Here is a 20,393-nt window from a genome sequence, read left to right as displayed (position 1 = left end):
GGACTACTCGCGGTCGTCGGCGGTGGAGCGGCGGCGCAGCCCGAGCAGGACGCCGAGACCGACCACGACCACCACGGCCGCGCCGATGCCGACGATCACCCCGGTGGAGGAGCCGCCGTCCTCGGACCCGCCGGAGGCGGAGGCCGCGGGGACGGCCGACCACCAGCTCCAGTAGCCGTCCTGGCCCCACAGGTTCCCGGCGGCTTCGGGCATGGTCGTGATGGACGCGATCTGGTCCGTGCGGTACGCCTCCAGGGCGTTCGGATAGGCCATGACGTTCATGTACCCCGTGTCGTACAGGCGGGACTGCATCCGCTTCACCAGATCCGCCCGCTTGGCCGCGTCGTACTCCACCGCCTGCTGCGCGTAGAGCCCGTCGAACTCCTCGTCGCAGATGAAGTTGTCGGTGGCCCCGCTGTCCTTCGGGGTGGCCGGGAGGGCGCCGCAGGTGTGGATGGAGAGGACGTAGTCCGGGTCGGGGTTGACCGACCAGCCGTCGAAGGCGAGGTCGTAGTCGCCCTTCACCCACGGGTCCGAGACGCTGTCCAGACACTCGACCTTCAGGCCGATGCCGAGCTCGCCCCACCACTCCTGGAGGTACTTGCCGACCGCCTTGTCGTTCGGGTCGGTGGCGTGGCAGAGGATCCGGAAGTCCAGCGGCTTCCCGTCCTTGCCGGCCCGCTTGCCGTCGGCGTTCTTCCGGTACCCGGCGGCGTCGAGGACCCTGGCCGCCTCCTCCGGGTCGTACGTCCGCTTCTGGTCCCCGTCGGGCCGCCAGAAGTACGAGCCGAAGCGGGGCGGGATGTACCCCTCGCCCTCGACGGCGTGGCCCTGGAACACCTTGTCGACGAGGGTGGTGCGGTCGACCGCGAGGAAGAGCGCCTTGCGCACCGCCGGGTCGAGCAGCGCCTTGTGCCCGTTGCCGAAGGTCTTCCCGTCCTGCGCCCGGGCGCCCGGGTTGGTGGCGAGGGCGAAGAAGCGGCGGCCGGGGGCGTCGTTGACCTTGATGTTCTTCTGGGTCTTCAGCGCGTCGGCCTGGGCCGGCGTCAGGTTCGGTACGAAGGACACCTCGCCCTTCTGGAGGGCGGCGACGGCGGCGTCCCCGTCCTTGTAGTACTTGAAGACCAGCTCGTCGAACTTGGGGGCGCCCCGCCAGAACTTCTTGTTCGGCTTGAGCTTGATGTACTGGTCGACCTTGTAGTCGGTGATGACGAAGGGCCCGTTGCCCACGAGGGGGAACTGCTGGTCGTTGTTGAACTTCGAGAGGTCGCCGACCTTCTCCCAGACGTGCTTCGGCACGATCGGCACGTCGAGCGCGGTCATCGTCGCCTGGGGCTTCTTCAGCTTGATGACGAGGGTCTGCGGGTCGGGCGCGGTGACCTTCTCGAAGTTGGCCGTGAAGCTGCCGTTGGCGGTGGCGGCGTTCGGGTCGGTCATCATCTTGTTGAAGGTCCAGGCCGCGTCCGCGGCGGTGGCCTGCGTCCCGTCCGACCAGAACGAGTCCCCGCGGATCGTGTACGTCCACGTCAGCTTGTCGGGCGAGGGCTTCCACGCGGTCGCCAGACCCGGGACCGTACGGGCGTCCTTCGGGTCGTAGTTCGTCAGGTACTCGTAGGCCAGGCGGTGGATGCTCGTCGAGGTGAGCTTCTGCGCGAGGAACGGGCTCAGCGAGTCGATGCTCTGCGAGACGGCCACCGTGAGGGTGGTGCCGCCGGACTTCTCGTCCTCCGCCTGCGCGGTGCCGGGGACGACGACGAGCGAGGTGGCGGCGACGCCGGAGGCGAGCAGGAACCGGAGGGCTCGGCGGGCTCTGCGCGCGGGCGCGGGACGGGGTGGAACCTTCGTGACCATGACCATGGGACGTGACCTCGCGTCGGAGTTTCTGTCGTGGATCTTGGGCTGACGGTGAGTGAAGCGAAGGTGTATCAGCGCTGGTCTGCCGTCGTCAACGATGACTCAAACCCCTTGTGGGCTGCGGGAACGCCAAGAGGCCCCGTATCGGACGACCGATACGGGGCCTCATTGGTCTACTCCTGTGACGCCCTACTGCTGAGGGGCTGGCGGCGCCTGCGGAGGCGTCTGCGGGCCGGCCTGCGGGGGCAGCGGCTGCCCCGGCCGCTGCTCGGGAAGATCCTGCGGCGGCACCTGCGCGGGGGCCGGCTGCTGCTGCCAGGCCGGGGGCACGCCGGGAGCGCCCGGAGCGCCCGGCTGGGCGGGCTGCGCCGGGTAGGGCTGACCGGGGTACGGCGCCTGGGGCGCGTACGGCTGACCGGGCGCGGGGTGGCCGGGCGCGGCCTGGGCGGGTGCGGGGTGGCCGGGGTTCGGCTGACCGGGGTTCGCCTGAGCGGGTGCCGGCTGGGCCGGGGCGAACTGACCGGGCATCGGGCCGGGGCCCTGTCCCGGCGCCGGGTACGCCTGCGGGGGATAGGGCTGACCGGGCTGGGGCGCCTGGGGGGCGTACGGCTGACCGGGGGAGGGCTGGCCGGGCGCGAACTGCCCCGGCGGGAACTGGCCGGGGAGCGGCTGGCCGTGCTGTCCGTGCTGTCCGTGCTGGCCTTGTGCTTCCGGCTGGCCCTGCTGTCCCGGCTGACCCTGCTGGCTCTGCGTGAACTGGCCGGGGACCGGCTGTCCCGCGTACGGCTGACCGGGAACGGGCTGCCCCCCGTACGGCTGACCGGGGTACGGCAGGCCCGGGCCCGGCCGGCCGGGCATCGGCGGGGCCATGTGCGGAGGCACCGCGCCCTGGCCGTCGCCGGTCCACAGGCCCTGCGCCTGCTGCGCCCGTACGAAGTCCTCGGCCACCATCGCCGACAGGTGGAAGTACGCCTCGCGGGTCTTCGGCCGCATCATGTCGAGGTCGACCTCGGCGCCGGCCGCCAGGTGCTCGTCGAAGGGCACGACCACGACCCCGCGGCAGCGGGTCTGGAAGTGCTGCACGATGTCCTCGACCTTGATCATCTTGCCGGTCTCGCGGACGCCGGAGATGACGGTGAGGGAGCGCTGCACCAGGTCCGCGTAGCCGTGCGCGGAGAGCCAGTCCAGGGTGGTCGACGCGCTGGAGGCGCCGTCCACGGAGGGGGTCGAGATGATGATCAGCTGGTCGGCGAGGTCGAGCACCCCGCGCATGGCGCTGTAGAGCAGGCCCGTGCCCGAGTCGGTGAGGATGATCGGGTACTGCTTGCCCAGGACGTCGATCGCCCGCCGGTAGTCCTCGTCGTTGAAGGTCGTCGAGACGGCCGGGTCCACGTCGTTGGCGAGGATCTCCAGACCCGAGGGCGCCTGCGAGGTGAACCGGCGGATGTCCATGTACGAGTGGAGGTACGGGATCGCCTGCACCAGGTCGCGGATGGTCGCCCCGGTCTCGCGCCGCACCCGGCGGCCGAGGGTGCCGGCGTCCGGGTTGGCGTCGATCGCCAGGATCTTGTCCTGCCGCTCGGTCGCCAGGGTCGCGCCGAGCGCGGTGGTCGTCGTGGTCTTGCCGACGCCGCCCTTGAGCGAGATGACCGCGATCCGGTAGCAGGAGAGGACCGGAGTCCGGATCAGGTCCAGCTTCCGCTGCCGCTCCGCCTCCTCCTTCTTGCCGCCGATCTTGAAGCGGGAGGCGGCGCCGGGGGTGCGGCTGGACTTGGGCTTCTGCTTGTTGTTCCGCAGCAGCCGGTCGGAGGAGAGCTCGACGGCCGCGTTGTAGCCGAGCGGGGCGCCCGGCACGGACCGCTCGCGCTGGTCGTGCGTCACGGGCGAGGGCCAGGCGGCACCGGTCCGGGGGTCGACGGGCTGCTGCGCGTCGTACGGGGGCTGGGGCTGGGGCTGCGACTGCGGCTGCTGCGGCTGGACGGGGGCCTGGGGCTGGGCCTGGGGGGCCTGCGCGGGTACGGCGCCGGGGTGTGGGTAGCCGTATCCGCCCTGCCCCTGGGCCTGCGGCGGCACGCCGCCGGGCTGCTGCGGGTAGCCGTAACCGGGCTGCTGCGGGGGCGTCCCGGGGTGCGGGAAGCCGTAACCGCCTTGCGTGGCCGGGGCCGGGTGCTGGGGCGCCTGGGGCGCCTGGGGAGGCTGTGGGGCCTGCGGGGCCTGGGGGTAGCCGTACCCGCCGGGCTCCTGGGCCTGCGGCGGTACGTGACCGGGCGACGCGACGGGCGCGGACGCGGGCGACGGCCAGGGAGCGGTGGGCGGCAGCGGCGCGGCCGGGGGCACCGGCTGGGCCCCGCCGGCCGGCGGCGCGGGCCACTGCTGGGCGGGCGCGGGCGCGGCGGGCTGGAACGACGGCGGCAGCGGGGGCAGTCCGGGCGCGGCCCCGGGCTGCGGCCCGGGCGCCGGGGCGCTCTCGGCGGGGGCGCCACCGGAGGAAGCACCGCCGGGCGGGGTGCCCTCGGAGGAAGTACCGCCGGGTGAGGAAGCGCCCTCGACGGAAGAGGCATCGTGGGAAGCGGTATCGGAGGAAGCGTCGTCGGCGGCCGGACCGGCCTCGTCGCGGGCCTCGCCCGGGGCGGAGTCCGTCACGTCCTCGTCGTCCCGGTCCGCCGGGGCCGCGCCCTCGTCGTCCCCGGAGACCTGTCCGGACGGAGCGACGGCGTCATCGGCCGGCTCCTCCCGTACCGCGTCGGGGGTCGCGTCGGCCTCGGGCCGGTCGTCCGTACCGACGGAACCGGAACCGGAAGCGGCATTGGAACCGGAAGCGGCACCGGGGTCGGACGCCGCACCGGGTCCGGACGTCGGCGCGGAGCCCGCGTCCGGGGAGTCCGCCGGGGTCCCGTCCCCGCCGTCCGCCGAGGCGGCCCGCGCCGCCGCCGCGCGCTCCGCGATCTCCTCCATCTCCCGCCGCATCGTCACGGGAGAGAACCGCATGGTCGCGCCGCTCTCCAGATCGCCGCCGCCGAAGGGCTGCGGGGAGGCTTCGACCGGCGGGGCCGGGACCGGGGCGGCCGGCGTGGTGGCGGGCGGTACGGGAACGGCCGGCGGGTTCGGCTGGAAGCCGCTTCCGGCGGGCAGGCCGGGCACGGCGACCGGCGCGCCCGTCGGCGGCGGCGGGTACTGCTGTCCGGCGACCGCGCCGGAGGCTTCGCCCGACGCGCTCTGCGCGTACCAGGCGGGCGGCGTGTAGTCGATGGTGAACTCGCCCGTCAGCTCCACGGGGTCCACGTCGGAATCGTCGGCAGGAGGGTTCCAGCCCCCGTGGATGTCGTCCCGATCGCCGCTCACTCTTGCCTCCTGGTGTGGTCGAGCACCCTTGTGCCGTCGTGGGTGGGGGCCACCGTTCACTTCCGATGGGCCCGGCTCTCCCCCTGGAGCACGGCGGACGGGTCCGAGGGTCCTCCTGCCGTGCCCCGGCCCAGCCTAATCGCCCGTGCCACCGCCGCGGCAGGCCCGTCCGTCCCCGCCCGCACCCCTCGTACCCCGAGGTGCCCCGAAGTGACGCCGGTACGGCGGAGCGTGAGGAAGGAGCCGGGCGAAACGGTACGAGCGCGCACGATTCCGGGCCCGTGACGACGGACCGGCGGCCGCGGGCCTCTTCGGCCGCGCGACCGCCGGTCGGCGGAACCCTCCGGGGACCGGCGTGACTTCCCGGCTCCCGAACGCCCCGACGCCTCAGCGGAGGTCGAACTCCCCGTCCCGCGCGCCCAGTACGAAGGCCCGCCACTCGGCCTCGGTGTACCGCAGCACGGTGTCGTGATCCAGCGAGGAACGCATGGCGACGCCTCCGCCCGGCAGATGGGCGATCTCGACGCGCTCCTCGTCCGGGCTGGTGCCCGGGGCGCCCTGCCATTCGACGCCGGAGATGTCGAGGGCGTACAGCTCGTCCTTTTCCTGCGCGCTCCCCATGGGGATTCCTTTCGCTCGCGGCCGGCGGAACGGCCCACGTCCCGCACGGTGCCGGGCCGTTCGCCGTGGCCCGGCGGTCACCGGGGCCATAGTAGGCAGCCCGGCTTTCGGGCGGGGGCGGTTCGGCCGCCCGCTCACCCGCTGGTGGCTCAGTCCATCCGGCGGGCGGTCCCGAGCAGGCCCGCCTCCGCGTCCGTGGGGCTCGTCATGACCCACTGCCGCTCCCCGCCGGAGGACCAGAGCGTGACCCCGTCCGCCAGCGTCGGCAGCGCCTCGACCTCGCCCCGCGTCAGCCCCAGGATGGTCCCGATCTGCTGCGCCTCCTGCGGGGAGACCCGCTGGACGCCCACGAGCGTCGCGGACCGCATGAGACGCGGCGCGACCGGGCTGAGGTAGGGGAGGAGGGTCAGCACCGACTGCCAGGGGGAGGAGACGACGCGTCCGCGCGGCGGCCGCATCCCGCAGTCGCGCACCACCACGGCGGGACTGCCGACGGTCGCGCCCAGCGGCGGCACCCGCCCCACGTCGTGGAGGGTGATGCACTCCAGGCCCGCCCCGGCCGCCTGCGCCAGACCGACCCACCCGTGCGGCCGCCCGGTCTCCACGACCACGCGCGCCCCGGTGCCGGCCGCGCGCAGCGCCAGTACCTGCGCCGTCCACAGACCGCCGATGAGGAGCACGTCGTACGGCGTCGAGCGGTGGAACCCCACCAGCTGCGACCGCCCCTCGGCGTCCTCGCCGATGACCACGCCGTCGTCGCCCACGGGCAGGGACAGGGCGGAGAGTTGGTCGGCGGGCAGGGTGTGCCCCGCCTGCCGCGGACCGATCAGGCCGCGCGGCCGGCTCTGCTTCCGGCCGCGTCCGATCATCGGGCGCCTCCCAGCGGCATCGTTGCCAGCACGCCCGGCAGCTGTTCGCGGTCCAGGCGCAGCAGGCCGACCTTCGCGGCGCGCGCCGCCTGTTCCAGGGTCCGGCGCACCCGGACCAGTTCGTTGTCGGAGCCGCCGGTGACCCGCACGTGGCCGTCGAGGTCCATGGCGCCCTGGCGGGTGCCGCGCCGGACGGTGAGGCTGAACGTCGTGGCGTATGCCGGTACGGAGGTGAGCAGCGAGACCAGCCGGGGCAGCGGCGTCGCCCCCCGCCCCAGCTCGGGCCAGCGGCCGATCGCGTACGAGGTGTGCCAGCGGTCGTCGCACCGCCAGACCCGGGAGGTCTCGGCCGTCCGCCGCTGCGGCGCCGCGTCGGGCCGGCCCGCGCGGGCGACGGCGCGCGGGTTCGTGCAGACCGCCGTGGCGATGGCGGAGTTGAGCTCCTCCTGGTCCATCACGGTGGCCTGGAAACCCGCGCCCGTGATGCGGCTGGCCAAGTGGTCGGCGATCCGCACCAGACAGCGCTGCGCGCCCTCCAGTCCGCCGCCGCGCGCCTCCACGGCCTCCCGGCACAGCTCCGGGTCCAGCTTCACGGCCACCCAGGTCAGCCGCAGCGCGGGGGCGCCGGTCCGCTCCTGGAGCGGGGCGTACGAGAGCCGGGCCACGGCCTGCTGGGGGAGGTGGAGGGCCGGGGCCGGGCGCACCTGCTGCACCAGCTGCACCGACTCCACCACGATGTCGTCGACCTCCAGGGCGCCGCCCAGCACGGAGAGCGGGAAGGCACGGGCGCCGAAGACCGGACGCAGCGCCGAGCCGCTCGCCTCGACGCGCAGCACGGCGGTCAGGAAGGTGCCGTCGCCCAACATGCCGACGGTGCGGTGGTTGCGGTCGACGTAGGGCGAGGCGCGGAAGCCCGGCACGTTCTCGCCCACCGGGGCGAGGGCGGGGTCCGCGTCGGCCGGGGCCGGGGCGGCGGCGCTCCGGCGCGCGCGGAGCGCGAGCACGGTCCCCAGCCAGTCCTGCACGGCCTGTCCCCGGCGGCGTATGACGGCCAGCAGGACCAGGACGCCGGCGACGACGCAGGTGGGCACGAGCCAGAGGCCGCCCATCACCAGGCCGACCGCCACGAGGGCCAGCGCCGACTCCACCAGGACGAGTTGCCGCAGCTGGAACGGACCCACGCGGCCGGCGCGCGACAGCGGGCGGGGGGTCGTGGTCGCGGGGACGCCCCGGGGGGCGGCCGTCGTTCGAACGTCGCCCCGGTCATTGCTGCGTTGCCGTCGGGAAGTTCCGGGTGCCGGGTCGCCGGCCTGCCCGTGCCGTGCACGCGTCGCCGTACCCGTCGCCACGTTGCCCCCTCGTGTCCGTAATAGCCGAATTCCCATGGGCGTTGACTGGGCGATCACCCTACCTGAGCAGTGGGACGCAAGCGCCGACAGGCATAGTAGGGGGCGGCGGGACGGCTGACCGGGTCCGTGGGTCGTGGGACCCTGGTCGCCCATCGGGGAGAGGGACGAGCGAACAGATGGCATCACGTCGGGACGAACTGAACGCCTACACCTTCGCGAAGCGAAGGCTGGTCGCACAGTTCGTGCAACCGAACGCGACGGGGTCGGAGGAGGGCGCGCCCCGCCCCCTGCGCGCGGTGGTGCCGGGGGCCATCGTCGGCGCGGTGGTCCTCGCGGTCTTCGGGGCCTGGGGCATGTTCAAGCCCGTCGCCCCCAAGGACTGGGACAAGCCCGGCGAGAACGTCATCATCGCGAGCAAGTCGACCACCCGCTACGTCGTGCTCAAGACCGGCGAGAAGACACAGCTCCACCCCGTCCTCAACATGTCGTCGGCCAAGCTGCTCCTCGACCCCGACAAGGGCAAGGTCATCAGCGTCGACGAGTCCGTGCTCGACAACGGCAAGATCCCGCACGGCGCCACGCTCGGCATCCCCTATGCCCCCGACCGCCTCCCCGGCGACAAGGAGGCCGGCTCCGCCAAGCGCTGGGCCGTCTGCGAGCGTCCCGGCGAGGGCGGCCGGGCGATCCAGAAGGCGGCGTTCGTCCTCGCCGCCCGCGAGGAGGGCAGGACCGACGGCGCGGAGCGCCTCACCGGCGGCCAACTGCTGTACGTCGAGGGCCCCGACCGCAAGCGCTACGTGGTCGACGCGAAGGGGACCGCGTACCCCGTGGAGAAGGACGAACTGCTCCTGCGCCAGCTCGTCGGCCAGGGCCGCGCCGCCCAGCGGGTCTCGGATGCCTGGCTGAACACCCTCCACAAGGGCGACGCCATCTCCTTCCCGCACGTCCCGGGCCGGGTCGGCGAACCCGCCGGGATCTCCGACCTCCCCTCCGGGGCCGACCGGATCGGGACGGTGCTGTCCGCGACGGACGGCACCCGGAAGCAGATGTACGTCGTACTCCGGGGCACGGTCGCGCCCGTCTCGGACTTCACGGCCAAGCTGCTGCTCAACAGCCGGCAGCTGGTCGAGCTCGGCCAGGCCGGGCAGGCGACCTCGGTCAGCGGCGGCGCCTTCCGGCCGGGCCGCGCGTTCGGCCGGGACAAGAAGTGGCCCGAGGCCGTCCCGGTGCCCGTCAACGAGGCGAGCACCGACGAGGGCAGCCGGAACACCGTGTGCAACGTGCTGCGCGAGGTCGACGCGGACAACGGGGCGACCACGCTGAGCACCTGGGCGGGGAAGGACTTCCCCGCCGCCCTGCCGACCGGCTCCAGCAGCGCGTACGTCACCCCCGGATCCGGTCAGCTCTTCCGGCAGTTCAAGGGCTCCACGACCTCCAGCGGCTTCCTCTTCCTCGTCACCGACACCGGCCTGCGCTACGCGATGCAGTCCAACGGCGACAGCGCCACCGACGACTCCGGGATCGGCTCGTCCGGCTCGGAGGAGGAGAAGAAGGCCCGGCAGGCGGAGGCGCAGCAGGCCCAGAACCGCCTCGGCTACAAGAACGTCGAGCCGCTTCCCGTCCCCGCCGAGTGGTCGACCTTCCTGCCCACCGGCCCCCGCCTCTCCACGGGCGGCGCACGTCAGCCGCAGGGCTCATGAGGACCGGGACGCCGGCCGACCGGCTCTCCGGACCCTCCCGGCGCGTGCTCGCCGTCGCGGCCGCGACGACGCTCTGCGCCCTCGGCCTGCCGCTCTCCACGGCGGCGGCGGACGACGGCTCCCAGTGCACCTACCCGGGCAAGAAGTACGAGGGCCGCCCCTGGTCGCTCCAGCGCGTCATGCTGGACGAACTGTGGTCGCAGTCCACCGGCAAGGGCGTCCGGGTCGCGGTCATCGACACGGGCGTCGACGTGAAGAACCCGCAGCTCGCCAAGGCCGTGGACGTCAAGAGCGGGATCAACCTCATCCCCAAGGACGCCAAGGACGCCAACGGGTACAAACTGAAGCGGGGCAACGAGAACGGCACCACCGACACCGTGGGCCACGGCACCAAGGTGGCCGGCATCATCGCCGCCCGCCCCGCCAAGGGCACCGGATTCGTCGGCCTGGCGCCGGACGCCGTGATCATCCCCGTTCAGCAGAACGACGCCGACGGCCACGGCACCGCGGAGACGCTCGCGACGGCGATCCGGCACGCCATCGCCAAGAAGGCCGACGTGATCAACATCTCCCAGGACACGGCCGACGCCGTGAAGCCCACCAAGCTCCTCGAAGACGCCGTGAACGAGGCCCTGGAGCGGGAGATCGTGGTCGTCGCCTCGGCGGGCAACGACGGCCTCGGCGGCAACGTCAAGCGCACCTACCCGGCCTCGTACGAGGGCGTCCTCGCCGTCGCCGCGTCGGACCGCAACAACGAACGCGCGCAGTTCTCCCAGTCCGGCGACTTCGTCGGCGTGGCCGCGCCCGGCGTCGACATGGTCTCCACGGTGCCGGGCGGCGGCCACTGCGCCGACAACGGCACCAGCTTCTCCGCGCCGTACGTCGCCGGCCTGGCCGCCCTCCTCAAGGCCGAGCACCGCGGATGGACGCAGGAGCAGATCGTCGCCCAGATCCAGCAGACCGCCGAACGCTCGGTCGCGGGCCACGACCGCCTGGTCGGCTGGGGCGTGGTCGACCCGGTCAGGGCCCTGACCGAGGACGACAAGCCGATCGAGAAGCCCGTCGCCCACGAGGGGGTGACCCGCGCCGAGGCCCCGACCCCGGCCGCCCTCCACCTGGGCGAGACCCCGGAACAGCGTGCGTCCCGCTTGGCGACCTACGTGGTGGTCGGCGGGGGCGTCCTGGTGGCGGCGATCGCGGGGACGGCGGTGGCCCTGCGGGACCATCGCCGCAGGACCGTCCGGGGATCCGCCCGGTGAGGGTTGCAGCCGCACACGGCTGATAGCGTCGATGCGGAGAAGTCTTGTGCGGCGCACGTCACTTGGGACTGTCGGTCCCAGTCATTACAGTGATAGGCGCGCGATCGGTGGACGGGGAGTCGTCACGATCGCAATGTGGGGCAGTAGGAGTGAACGGGGAGGAATGGCTCGTGTGTGAGGCGACGGGGGACGGGGGCGACGGTGACGAGTGACCTTGAGCGCGGTGTCGGCGAGCTGAAGAAGTTCCGTGACCGGGTCGACGGGATCATCACGGACCTGGCGAACGGCGCGGGCGGCGCGACCCGGCTGGGCGCGAACCAGGTGACGCGCGACTCCCTGGGCGTCGGGATCCCCTTCAAGGAGGCGGACGGCTTCTTCGGGGAGTACGACCGGGTGCAGAAAGCGCTCGTGGCGCTGTCGAAGTCCCTCGGCGGCCAGATCGAGCTGCTGCAGATCGGGGTCCACGCGGCCGACGTCGGCTACGACAACGTGGAGGACGACCAGCGCCGGCGTTTCTACGAGATCCGGACACGCCTCGCGGACGAGCGCGAGGAGGCGATCAAGCAGGAGAAGGCGGCGCAGAGCGGCGATCCCGCTCAGCCCGCCCCGCCCGCCCAGCCTGAACAGCCCGCCCAGCCTCGCGAGGGCACCAAGAGCGGTGAGAAGGGACTGAGGTGACGACCCATGAGTGACGAGAAGCAGCCGAACGCGACGCCGAACCTGACGCCCCAGGAGCAGCAGCAGGCGCAGGACACGACCGACATCCAGCGGCGTTACGCGGTCACGGACTTCCTGGAGAACATGGAGGAGGTCCTTCCCTTCAGCGTGGGGTTCAAGGGAAGCGTCTACGGTTCGACGTCGTTCGAGGGCCACCGGCTCAACGCGATGCTCGACCTCCTCGACAGCGCGAACCCGTCCGACCTGGAGCAGGCCGGCGAAGCCCTGGAGAAGGCGACGACCGCCCTCAACCAGGCCGCGAAGGACCTGAACACCTTCGTCCGCGGCGTCGACTGGAAGGGCGCCGCCGCCACCGAGTTCCAGCGCTACGGCTCCGAGGTCGTGTCCTACGCCTGGGGCATCGGCAAGGTCGCCAACGCGGTCGGCGCCCAGATGAAGGTGGCCAGCACCGGCCTCTCCTCGGTCCGCAACGCCAAGCCGCCGCGCGACCACCGCCTCGTCCAGAAGAAGCCCGAGGACTTCGCGCCGCCGGAGCGCACCCAGGACAACAAGGACTACCAGAAGGCCCTCCAGGTCGAGAAGGACCGCCAGGAGGCCATCAACCAGATGAACCGCCTGGCCTCGTTCTACGTGGTCTCCCAGGAGGTCCTGGGGGCCCAGACGCTGCCGAAGCCGCCGAAGTCGTACCGGGCGGCGGTGCCGCCACCGCTCAAAAGGGTCGGCAGCATGGACGGTTCCTCCGCCTCGCGCGATGGCGGCCTGTCGCGTGACGGCAGCCTGTCCCGGGAGACACCGGGCCACATCGGCGCCAGTGAAGACCGCGCCACCCAGACGGCGCCCCGCACCGGGCACGAACTCGACGGCTCCGAGCCGATCCGGGAGGGCCGGCCGGGCACGAAGGTGCAGATCGACTCGGTCGCCACGCCTCCGGCACCCCCGATCACGACCACCGCGCCCACACCGACCGCGCCCACGAACACCCCGGGCCCGACCGGCCCCACGCTGCCGCCGCCGGTCGCGCTCGGCACCCCGCCGCGTACCACGGGCCCCCGGATCACCGGAACGCCCGGCGGACAGCCGCCCGTCGGCCGGACCGCCGTGGGGCGTTCGGGCGGACCGACGAGCACCTCTCCCGCCGTGGGCCGTTCGGGCGGACCGGGGACCTCCCCCGCCGTGGGACGCTCGGGCGGACCTGCGGGCTCACAGGCCGTGGGACGTTCCGGCGGCCCGGCGAACGGGCAGGCCATGGGCCGTTCGGCCGGTCCGGCGAACGCGCAGGCGATGGGCCGCTCCGGCGGCCCCGTGGGACGGGCGGGCGGGCCGCAGGCCACCGGCCAGTCCACCCCTGCCGGACGCGCCACGCCCCAGACCGGCCGCCCCGGCGGCCCGGGGCAGTTCGCCACCGGCCGTACGGGCGGCGGACGGTCCAACCCCATCGTCGGCGGCACCCCGCAGCGCACCTCCGCCGGGGGCACCGGATCGCGGATCCCCAAGGGCACCGTCGTCGGCGGCGACGGCCCGGCGGCGGGCCGTACGGCCGCGGCCCGGCCCACCCAGGCGGGAGTGGTGGGCGCCCCCACCGGCAAGGGGACCGCACGCCCCGCCGGCCGTGGCACCCCCAGCACCAACGGCGTCGTCGGAAGCCCCCGCGGCACCGGCACACCCGTCGGCGGCGGACGCGGCACCCGGCGTCCGGACCGTGACGAACAGGACCGCGAAGGCTCCTCGCGCCCCGACTACCTGACGGAGGACGAGGAGACCTGGACGAACCGGCGGCACGGCACCGTGCCGCCGGTGATCGGCTAACCACCCGGAAGGCTCGGAAGTCAGGATGACGGCAGGAATGATCGGGAGCGGCAGGCTTCGGCGAGCGCTGCTCGGCGCCACGGCGGCAACGGCGCTGACGGCGGCTCTCGTCGGAGCCGCTCCGGCGGCGGTCGCCGCCGACGCCCATCCAGGGCAGTGGTACCTGGACGCCATGGGCGCCGAGGACATCTGGAAGAAGGCGACCGGCAAGGGCATCAAGGTCGCCGTCATCGACACCGGGGTCAACCCGAACACGCCCTCGCTCAAGGGCAAGGTGCTCAAGGGCTGGGACGCCTCCAACACGAAGGGCGACGAGACCGACGACTACACGGGCCACGGGACGACCATGGCCGAGTTGATCGTCGGCTCCGGGGCGAACGGCGGCGTCAAAGGCCTGGCGCCGGACGCCCGGGTGATCCCCTACCGGGTGAGCGACACCGAGCGACAGCACGAACGCGGCGTCAACGCCTTCGACCTGGAGGAGGCGGTCAAGGCCGCGGTCGACAGCGACGCGCAGATCATCAACATCTCCATGGCTTCCGACTACTCCGACATCTATACCCAGGAAGCTATCCAACGCGCGAACGAGAAGGGGAAGCTGGTCTTCGCGGGGGCCGGGAACACCGCCAAGAAGGGCAACAAGAAGCAGTACCCGGCGGCCTATCCCGAAGTGGTCGCCGTCGCGGCGACCGACCGGGAGGGCGTCGTGGGCGACTACTCGCAGCACGGCGACTACATCGATCTCGCCGCACCGGGCAGCGACATTCCCGGCTGGTGCGACAAGAACTTCAAGAGCTACTGCACGGGGAACGGCACCAGCAACGCCTCCGCCATCGCCTCCGCCACCGCCGCCCTCATCTGGTCCGTGCACCCGGACTGGACCGCCAACCAGGTCCTCCGGGTCATGCTCGAGTCCGCGGCACGCGGCAGCGACTGGAAGCCGGGCACGCTCAGCAGCTACCTCGGCCACGGGATCGTCCGGCCCAACGCCCACATCAACCGCGGTCTCGGCAAGCCGGGCGACCCGAACGTCAACCCCCTGACCAACACGAGGACCATCGGCGCACCCGGGCCGACCCCATCGTCGGACGCGTCGTCCCCGACCGGCTCCCCGGAACCGTCTGCATCAGATGTGACACAAGCTCCCGACGGCAAGCCGACTTCCGACACCGTTGTGGCAGGCTCCAGCGGGAGCACGGAGGGCGGCGGACGGACGGGACTCGTCGTCGGCGCCGTCGCGGCCGTGGCCGTCGCGGCCGGAGCGGGCTTCGTGATCGTGCGCCGACGGCGCACCGCCTGACCCCTGCCCGGCGCCGACGGAGCCGGCGGCACGGGCCGAACCGACCGAACCACGTGCGCGTGAACCGGGCGCACGCGATCTCAACGAGAAACCCAGAGAGGGAGAGCGACACATGTCAGTCTTGAAGGTTGGCGATCAGAGTCTCAAGGATTTCCAGGACGAGCTCACCCGCAAGTTCGACGACGTCAAGGGGCAGCTGCAGTCCCTCCAGGGCGTCATCGACAGCCTCGAAGGCCGCTGGAAGGGCATCGGCGCCGGCGCCTTCGACGTCAAGCAGAACGAGATCAACCAGGGCATGGTGCGCATCGCCAGGCTGATGCTCAACTTCCAGGAGGCCATCCAGGTCACCCGGACGACCTCCAGCAACACCGACGACGAGGTCGAGGCGGCCCTGCGGGGCGTCGACGTGACCGCGGGCTTCTCCGGCGACGCCGGGGCCGAGCGCGCGGCCAGGTCGAACATCGCCGGTCTCTGACCCGGCGCGACCCGGCACCAGCCCACCCGTACACCCACCGACACCCGGAGGAACCATGTCGTCCAAGAACGACGGCGTCATGCTCGTCACGTACTCCTCGCTCGATGACGCGGCGAACACCATCGAGGCGCAGGCGAAGCGTCTGGACCAGGCCCTGGAGGACATCCAGACGAAGATCCGCTCCGTCTCCAACACCTGGGAGGGTGAGGCGAAGATCGCCGCGGACGGCGCGCACGCCAAGTGGGACAAGGAGACCCGCGCCATCCACACCGCCCTCCAGGGCATCTCCAAGGCGGTCCGCCAGGCCTCCCCGGCCTACCAGGCGGGCGACAAGCGGGCCGCGGGCTTCTTCTAAGCCGAGACGGCACCGGCAGCACACGGGGTGGACGCGCGCGGGAGGCGTCCACCCCGTTCCGTGCCTACCGGCCCAGGACCTCGTCACAGGCGCCCGACGCGCCGACGGCGTCGGCGTACGCGGTGACGAGGTCCTTCATCTGCTCCCCGGTCGTCCCGCCGCGCGTCGTCCTGACCGTCACCCACACGGACCTGCCCGCGTCGTCCGCGGCCCGGCAGTCCACCCTCCCGACCGCGCCCGAGGCCGAGTGGACGAACCGCCCGTCCTCGCTCCGCGCGTCGCCGGGACCGACCGACTGCGCCGGACCGACCACGTCCCGGGTGGACGCGTCCTTCCCCTACCGCTCGACACCGGCCGAGAACACCGACTCCCCGTCGACGTGCAGCCGACACCGCGCGATCCCGGTGCCCTGCGGATCCGTGGGACGCGCGCTGATCTCCTTGCCGGGCGGCAACACCGGTTCCAGCACCGAGGCCGGAACCCCGACACCACACAGCTCGGCGGGCACGGCGTACTCACGCACGGGAGACGAGCACGAGACCGCCGGCACGAGCACGGTCCCCGTGCCGACGTCGGCCCCCAACAGACGCGCCAAACGACGCGGAGCCGTGCCGCACTTCCGCGGCGACCCGGCGGTCACCCCGAATCCGCACCGACACGGGGGCCTCCGGAGGGAAGCCCCGACGGCAGGTCGCACTTGGCGCTCTTGTGGGCGGACCGCGCCGCCTCCACGGCCAGGTCCGCCAGCCGCTGCTTCACCTTCGGACCGCCCGCTCCGTCATGGGGCCGCAGATGCACCACGGTGCTGATGCTGTAACTGCCGCCCACGACGGTTCCGGGAGCCGAACAGGGCGTGAGGACCGCCGCCTTCAGGCTCGTCGGGTCGACGACGCCCAGTGCGCCCGCCTCGAACTCCTCGGCCTTCCCGGTCCGTTCCTGCTCCAGGGCTTCCCTCACCCACTCCTTCGAAGGGGCGGCGAGCACCATCCGGCTCCGGGCGCTGAACAGCAGATCGCCGTCGCCCCACACGAAGCAGTAGGTGCTGTAGCTCGACCCGCCCTCCGCGACGTTCTTCCCGTCGTACCGGTCCTCGGACGAGTACGACGTCCTGCTCGGCAGGACGTCCTCGAGCGCCGGAACCGATCTTCCGGGGTCTCCGGCCGAGGCGCACACGTTCTCGGAGTCGAGCACTCCACGCCCGGCGAACGGAGGGACCTCCAGCGCGTATGCCGCGCCGACGGCCAGACCGGCGACGACGACCACGGCCGAGACCGAAAGGGCAAGCCTCCTGCGTTTGACGTCCATGGGGTTACTTTTCCTTTTCGAGCTGCTTCGGAATGCCCTGTCCGTTGCAGTAGTCCGTGACCATGCTCTGGGCGTTGGTGAATCCGGATTCGGCGGCCGTCGCCGCAGCCGAGACGATATGAGGTGAGGGGTTCTTCGCGTTCTCTCCGGCCTTCTCGGCCGCCGCCTCGATGAGCTTGTAAGTGGATTCCTTCGTGTCGTTGATCTCCTTTCCGTTGCGGTAGATCACCTCTTCGGTGCTGTCCTTCATCAGCCCTTCGGTGAGGGCCCCGAGGATCTCGTCCGCCGCGGTTCCGGCAAGGCCTCCCGCGACGGCGCCACCCGGGCCCACGGCGGGTGCCGTGGCCAGCCCGATGCCGATGCCGACACCGCTGCTCACCCACGTGCTGGCGCTTTCGATGGCGGAGTTGAACTCTTCGTCCTTGGCTCCGCCCTCCACCTCGTTGGCATACGCGCGGCCGGCGCCGATGGTCCCCTCGATCTCACCGGAAACCCGGGCGATGTCCTCGATCGACTTCTTCAGGTTCTCGTTCACACTGAAGTTCTCGTCCGGCAGGTGGGATGTCGGGTGGGCGAAGTGGTGTTCCATCAACGAAGACGTGTAGGAGTGCTGTCCGACGTTGACGGCCGCGTAACCCTCGGGATTCTGTCCCACGGTGTAGAGGAAACGCGTGATGTCCTGTTCGCTGAGAGCGGCGGGTGTGCCCGCCACCGGGAACAGTGTGCTCACATCGGTTTTGGCGGGGTGCAGGCCCCGATGGATGTCCGGCATGTATTCGGCGGCGATCTGGCCCATGCTGTCGGACATGAACCCGTTCTTCGTCAGCCGCTCGGGTTTCTCCGACACCGACTGGAAGATGTCGGTGACCAGCTTCGCCTGGTCCGCGTTGTGCGGCGGAGTGTTCGCGGTCGGCAGCTCGCCCGCCGGATGTCCGGTCGTCGCCGCCTCCAGGGCCTGGGCGAGGTTGTTGCGGCCCTCGATGCTGTCCTTGCCCTTGTCGTCCTGCTCCTGGGGCCAGTGCCGCTCTTCGAAGAGGTAGTCGAAGTTGCTCAGCTCGCGCTTCTCGTTCTTGCCGTTGCCGTCGGCGTCCTCCTCGAAGTCGTGGTCCTCGTCCTTGGTGACGAAGTCCGCGTTGAAGAAGTCCGTGGCGGCGTCGGGGCTGTTGGAGAGCGCCTTGAGGAAGCCGGTCATGGGGTCCGAGCCGGAGTCGGTGCCGGTGCGGTTGAGGTACGGATCCATGCCCATGCGCTGCCAGCCGATCGGCACGTGGCGGCCGTTGTCGCTCATCTTCTTCTCGGTGTCGATGAGCTTCGTGCCGTAGTCCTTGAGGAACTGGTCGTCGAAGTTGCCCCAGCGCATCAGGTTGCTCATGACCTGCGCCCCGAACGTGGTGCTGTTCTTGGAGAGGGTCTGGTCCGCCAGGTTGACCATGTCGTACTTCCAGCGCGACATCTCGGGCGTGTCCGTCTGGGTCGCGGTGGCCAGCGTGAGACTCAGGTTCTTCTGGAGCTCGGCGTACTTCTCGTGACGGTCCGGGAAGACGTCCCTGTTCTTCGGCATCTCGTTCAGGCCCGCCCAGAGGTCGAGGGTCCCCTTGGGGCCCACCGTCGAGGCGAAGTGCTCGGCGAAGATCGGATCCCCGGAGTACTTTCCGAGCCCGGCGTTGAGCGCGTCGAAGTCCGCCGGCGTGAGGTCCTCCGGCTTCTTCTTCGCGATCGCCGCCAGCTTCTCGGCCTCCTTCACGGCGTTCGCCGCCGAGTCGCGGTCCTTGTACACCGCGTCGGAGAAACCGTGGTCGGTGAGGTCGACCAGCGCCTTCAGGGAGGTGGCGGCGGAACTGTCGATCTCCGTCGCCGTGTTGAGGATCCCCTGGAGCTCGTCCCGGAGGCCGTCGACGTCGCTCTGCCCGTTGGGGGCCTTCTTGTCGGGGTTCTCCCGTACGGTGAACCCGCCGCCGTTCGCGGTGACGGTGAGGTTCTTCCCCCGCCCGCGCTCGATGGCGTCCTTCAGGAGCCGCTGCTGCGTCTTCAGCTCGTCCCGGGTGTCGAGCATGATGTCGCGTATGGACGTCGCCTGGGTGAGGGCGTCGCCGAATTCGCCGGCGGTCTTGCCCACGAACTCGCGGCCGATCACCGCGTTGTCGCCGGCCCAGTCGGCCTTCAGGGCCTTCCCCTGCAGTCCGTCGTGGGCGTCCTTCTTCAGGGACTGGAGTTTGGTGAGCATACTCGTCCAGTCCGAGACCGTGTCGTCGAGCAGCTTGAAGTTCGCCGAGTGAAGGGCTTCGAAATCCATCGGGGTCTCCTCTAGTCCTTCTTTTTCTTCTCGGCGTAGACCGGATTGGGCTTCCCCTGGCCCGCCCAGTCCTCGTCGAAGCCCGCGTCCAGCGTCTGGATGCTGGAGACGTGCCGCTCGATGAAGATCTCGTCGCCCGCGTGGGCGTTCTTCGTGAAGTCCATGTGGTTCGAGATGAGCGCGCACGCGTCCATCACCGAACCGAGCTGCTTGTCCCAGCGCGTCGACACGTGCTGGAGGGCGCCGCCGAGCGCGAAGCCCTGGGAGGAGAGGTCGGACCCGGCCGAGTCCGTGGAGGTGACCCGCGCCTCCTTCCACAGCCGGTTGTAGAGCTTGAACGCCTCGTCACCGATCGCGGCGAGATCCTGTTGGTCGACCTTGAGGAACCCCCCGGACGCACTGCCCGCGTTGGGCCTGTCCTCGGGCGGCAACCCGTTCAACTGCATCCGTGCCGCGTCCTTGTCGGCCGCCGAGGCCTTCAGCCGTTCCCACTCGTCCCATGCCATGGACGTCACATCTCCTTGCGGTTGCGGGCTATTCGGAACCTATTCGGGGGAGTTCCTCCGGGAATGTTCGCTGCTCCTGGCATTCACCTGCCTCGTACGAATGCCGCGCCAGCTGATAGGCGAAGTCAAGCACCACCTGGCGCAAGGCGTCACCGTGCAGCCGGGTCTCTCCGACGGTCCTGGCTTCGACGGTCAGGGAATGCGGTCTCTTCGTTTCCTCCGTGAACCGGCGAGGAGTGCAGGGCACGTACACCCAGGCGACGGTCGGCAGGGCCAGCGCCTGCACTCCGCCCTCCGACACCGCGACGGCGCCTTCCTCCAGGTCGGACCGGTGCGCCTCTCGCCAGCCGGCTTCCGTCCCCCCTCCGGTCTGGGCCTCTCCGGAGAGGGCCGAATCGGCGGTGCGCACGTAACAGGCGAACAGGAAATCCCCGTCCCCATGCGTGTTGAGCTTCCCGCGCTCCTCCGCCTTCCGCGCGGAAGGCAGCGCGTCGGCCGCGAGACCGCGGTCGACGGCGCCCCCGCACGGCCTCTCGGGAAGCCGGTCGATCCCCTTGGTGAAGACCTCCACGTACCCGAAGACCGCCCCGGCCGCGACGACGCAGGCCGCTCCCGCCGCCGCCAACCGCTTCCTGATCACGATCCGCATCGCCTTCCTGGCCCCTGGGCCTTCCGTACGGG

18 protein-coding genes are annotated in these 20,393 nt (G+C 71.7%); 7 read left to right on the top strand and 11 right to left on the bottom strand.

The genetic code is table 11. The features are described 5' to 3' along the window. Window positions 1–3: 3 nt before the first annotated feature. The 5 genes from ACIQD7_RS32060 to eccE form a co-directional block, all read right to left on the bottom strand. Window positions 4–1,851, bottom strand: coding sequence for an ABC transporter substrate-binding protein (locus ACIQD7_RS32060; RefSeq protein ID WP_402446451.1), 1,848 nt, complete (start codon window positions 1,849–1,851; stop codon window positions 4–6). A 192-nt stretch (window positions 1,852–2,043) separates the two neighbouring features. Further along, window positions 2,044–5,196, bottom strand: coding sequence for an SCO5717 family growth-regulating ATPase (locus ACIQD7_RS32055; protein ID WP_402446448.1), 3,153 nt, complete (start codon window positions 5,194–5,196; stop codon window positions 2,044–2,046). 387 nt (window positions 5,197–5,583) lie between these two features. Next, on the bottom strand, window positions 5,584–5,817 hold the full coding sequence (locus ACIQD7_RS32050; RefSeq protein WP_053643325.1) for a DUF397 domain-containing protein: 234 nt from the start codon (window positions 5,815–5,817) through the stop codon (window positions 5,584–5,586). A gap of 149 nt (window positions 5,818–5,966) precedes the next feature. Next, entirely contained in the window at window positions 5,967–6,686 is a 720-nt protein-coding gene (locus ACIQD7_RS32045; RefSeq protein ID WP_402446445.1) for a hypothetical protein, read from the bottom strand. Beyond that, window positions 6,683–8,071: a type VII secretion protein EccE gene (gene eccE / locus ACIQD7_RS32040; RefSeq protein WP_202526837.1), complete on the bottom strand. Its 1,389-nt coding sequence runs from the start codon at window positions 8,069–8,071 to the stop codon at window positions 6,683–6,685. The genes ACIQD7_RS32045 and eccE overlap by 4 nt, the downstream gene beginning before the upstream one ends. Before the next feature lie 140 nt (window positions 8,072–8,211). Here eccE and eccB point away from each other — a divergent pair, with 140 nt between their 5' ends. From eccB to ACIQD7_RS32005, 7 genes are all read left to right on the top strand, one after another. After that, complete coding sequence (eccB, locus tag ACIQD7_RS32035; RefSeq protein WP_402446442.1) at window positions 8,212–9,735, top strand: type VII secretion protein EccB; 1,524 nt, start codon at window positions 8,212–8,214, stop codon at window positions 9,733–9,735. Continuing rightward, window positions 9,732–10,994: a type VII secretion-associated serine protease mycosin gene (gene mycP / locus ACIQD7_RS32030; protein ID WP_402446439.1), complete on the top strand. Its 1,263-nt coding sequence runs from the start codon at window positions 9,732–9,734 to the stop codon at window positions 10,992–10,994. The genes eccB and mycP overlap by 4 nt, the downstream gene beginning before the upstream one ends. 201 nt (window positions 10,995–11,195) lie before the next feature. Continuing rightward, on the top strand, window positions 11,196–11,672 hold the full coding sequence (locus tag ACIQD7_RS32025) for a hypothetical protein (protein ID WP_202526839.1): 477 nt from the start codon (window positions 11,196–11,198) through the stop codon (window positions 11,670–11,672). Between the two features lie 6 nt (window positions 11,673–11,678). Continuing rightward, window positions 11,679–13,478 (top strand): hypothetical protein, encoded by a 1,800-nt coding sequence (locus ACIQD7_RS32020; RefSeq protein WP_402446437.1) that lies wholly within the window; start codon window positions 11,679–11,681, stop codon window positions 13,476–13,478. Window positions 13,479–13,503: 25 nt separating this feature from the next. After that, a complete protein-coding gene (locus ACIQD7_RS32015) occupies window positions 13,504–14,778 on the top strand; it encodes a S8 family serine peptidase (RefSeq protein ID WP_402446434.1) in 1,275 nt (424 codons plus the stop codon). Window positions 14,779–14,890: 112 nt separating this feature from the next. Continuing rightward, a complete protein-coding gene (locus ACIQD7_RS32010; RefSeq protein WP_121830595.1) occupies window positions 14,891–15,253 on the top strand; it encodes a WXG100 family type VII secretion target in 363 nt (120 codons plus the stop codon). 55 nt (window positions 15,254–15,308) lie between these two features. After that, complete coding sequence (locus ACIQD7_RS32005; protein ID WP_121830596.1) at window positions 15,309–15,608, top strand: WXG100 family type VII secretion target; 300 nt, start codon at window positions 15,309–15,311, stop codon at window positions 15,606–15,608. A gap of 64 nt (window positions 15,609–15,672) precedes the next feature. Here ACIQD7_RS32005 and ACIQD7_RS32000 read toward each other — a convergent pair whose 3' ends face one another. The 6 genes from ACIQD7_RS32000 to ACIQD7_RS31975 form a co-directional block, all read right to left on the bottom strand. Further along, window positions 15,673–15,921, bottom strand: a complete 249-nt coding sequence (locus ACIQD7_RS32000; RefSeq protein ID WP_402446431.1) for a hypothetical protein — start codon at window positions 15,919–15,921, stop codon at window positions 15,673–15,675. Between the two features lie 24 nt (window positions 15,922–15,945). Then, a complete protein-coding gene (locus ACIQD7_RS31995; protein ID WP_402446428.1) occupies window positions 15,946–16,116 on the bottom strand; it encodes a hypothetical protein in 171 nt (56 codons plus the stop codon). 128 nt (window positions 16,117–16,244) lie between these two features. Continuing rightward, window positions 16,245–16,913, bottom strand: coding sequence for a hypothetical protein (locus ACIQD7_RS31990; protein WP_402446425.1), 669 nt, complete (start codon window positions 16,911–16,913; stop codon window positions 16,245–16,247). A gap of 4 nt (window positions 16,914–16,917) precedes the next feature. Further along, window positions 16,918–19,206 (bottom strand): DUF6571 family protein, encoded by a 2,289-nt coding sequence (locus ACIQD7_RS31985; RefSeq protein WP_402446422.1) that lies wholly within the window; start codon window positions 19,204–19,206, stop codon window positions 16,918–16,920. An 11-nt stretch (window positions 19,207–19,217) separates the two neighbouring features. After that, window positions 19,218–19,712, bottom strand: a complete 495-nt coding sequence (locus ACIQD7_RS31980; RefSeq protein ID WP_402446420.1) for a hypothetical protein — start codon at window positions 19,710–19,712, stop codon at window positions 19,218–19,220. Window positions 19,713–19,740: 28 nt separating this feature from the next. After that, window positions 19,741–20,361, bottom strand: a complete 621-nt coding sequence (locus ACIQD7_RS31975) for a hypothetical protein (protein ID WP_402446417.1) — start codon at window positions 20,359–20,361, stop codon at window positions 19,741–19,743. Window positions 20,362–20,393: the final 32 nt, after the last annotated feature.

It is taken from the genome of Streptomyces sp. NPDC093071 (genome assembly GCF_044754545.1).
Taxonomy (GTDB): Bacteria; Actinomycetota; Actinomycetes; order Streptomycetales; family Streptomycetaceae; genus Streptomyces.
This window is presented reverse-complemented; position numbering and strand designations above follow the sequence as displayed.

What these genes read in the sequence shown, in the direction of transcription:
- ACIQD7_RS32060 (WP_402446451.1), bottom strand. Translation starts at nt 1,851, where the DNA reads ATGGTCACGAAGGTTCCACCCCGTCCCGCGCCCGCGCGCAGAGCCCGC.
- ACIQD7_RS32050 (WP_053643325.1), bottom strand. Translation starts at nt 5,817, where the DNA reads ATGGGGAGCGCGCAGGAAAAGGACGAGCTGTACGCCCTCGACATCTCC.
- ACIQD7_RS32045 (WP_402446445.1), bottom strand. Translation starts at nt 6,686, where the DNA reads ATGATCGGACGCGGCCGGAAGCAGAGCCGGCCGCGCGGCCTGATCGGT.
- eccE (WP_202526837.1), bottom strand. Translation starts at nt 8,071, where the DNA reads ATGGGAATTCGGCTATTACGGACACGAGGGGGCAACGTGGCGACGGGT.
- eccB (WP_402446442.1), top strand. Translation starts at nt 8,212, where the DNA reads ATGGCATCACGTCGGGACGAACTGAACGCCTACACCTTCGCGAAGCGA.
- mycP (WP_402446439.1), top strand. Translation starts at nt 9,732, where the DNA reads ATGAGGACCGGGACGCCGGCCGACCGGCTCTCCGGACCCTCCCGGCGC.
- ACIQD7_RS32020 (WP_402446437.1), top strand. Translation starts at nt 11,679, where the DNA reads ATGAGTGACGAGAAGCAGCCGAACGCGACGCCGAACCTGACGCCCCAG.
- ACIQD7_RS32015 (WP_402446434.1), top strand. Translation starts at nt 13,504, where the DNA reads ATGACGGCAGGAATGATCGGGAGCGGCAGGCTTCGGCGAGCGCTGCTC.
- ACIQD7_RS32010 (WP_121830595.1), top strand. Translation starts at nt 14,891, where the DNA reads ATGTCAGTCTTGAAGGTTGGCGATCAGAGTCTCAAGGATTTCCAGGAC.
- ACIQD7_RS32005 (WP_121830596.1), top strand. Translation starts at nt 15,309, where the DNA reads ATGTCGTCCAAGAACGACGGCGTCATGCTCGTCACGTACTCCTCGCTC.
- ACIQD7_RS31990 (WP_402446425.1), bottom strand. Translation starts at nt 16,913, where the DNA reads ATGGACGTCAAACGCAGGAGGCTTGCCCTTTCGGTCTCGGCCGTGGTC.
- ACIQD7_RS31985 (WP_402446422.1), bottom strand. Translation starts at nt 19,206, where the DNA reads ATGGATTTCGAAGCCCTTCACTCGGCGAACTTCAAGCTGCTCGACGAC.
- ACIQD7_RS31980 (WP_402446420.1), bottom strand. Translation starts at nt 19,712, where the DNA reads ATGGCATGGGACGAGTGGGAACGGCTGAAGGCCTCGGCGGCCGACAAG.
- ACIQD7_RS31975 (WP_402446417.1), bottom strand. Translation starts at nt 20,361, where the DNA reads ATGCGGATCGTGATCAGGAAGCGGTTGGCGGCGGCGGGAGCGGCCTGC.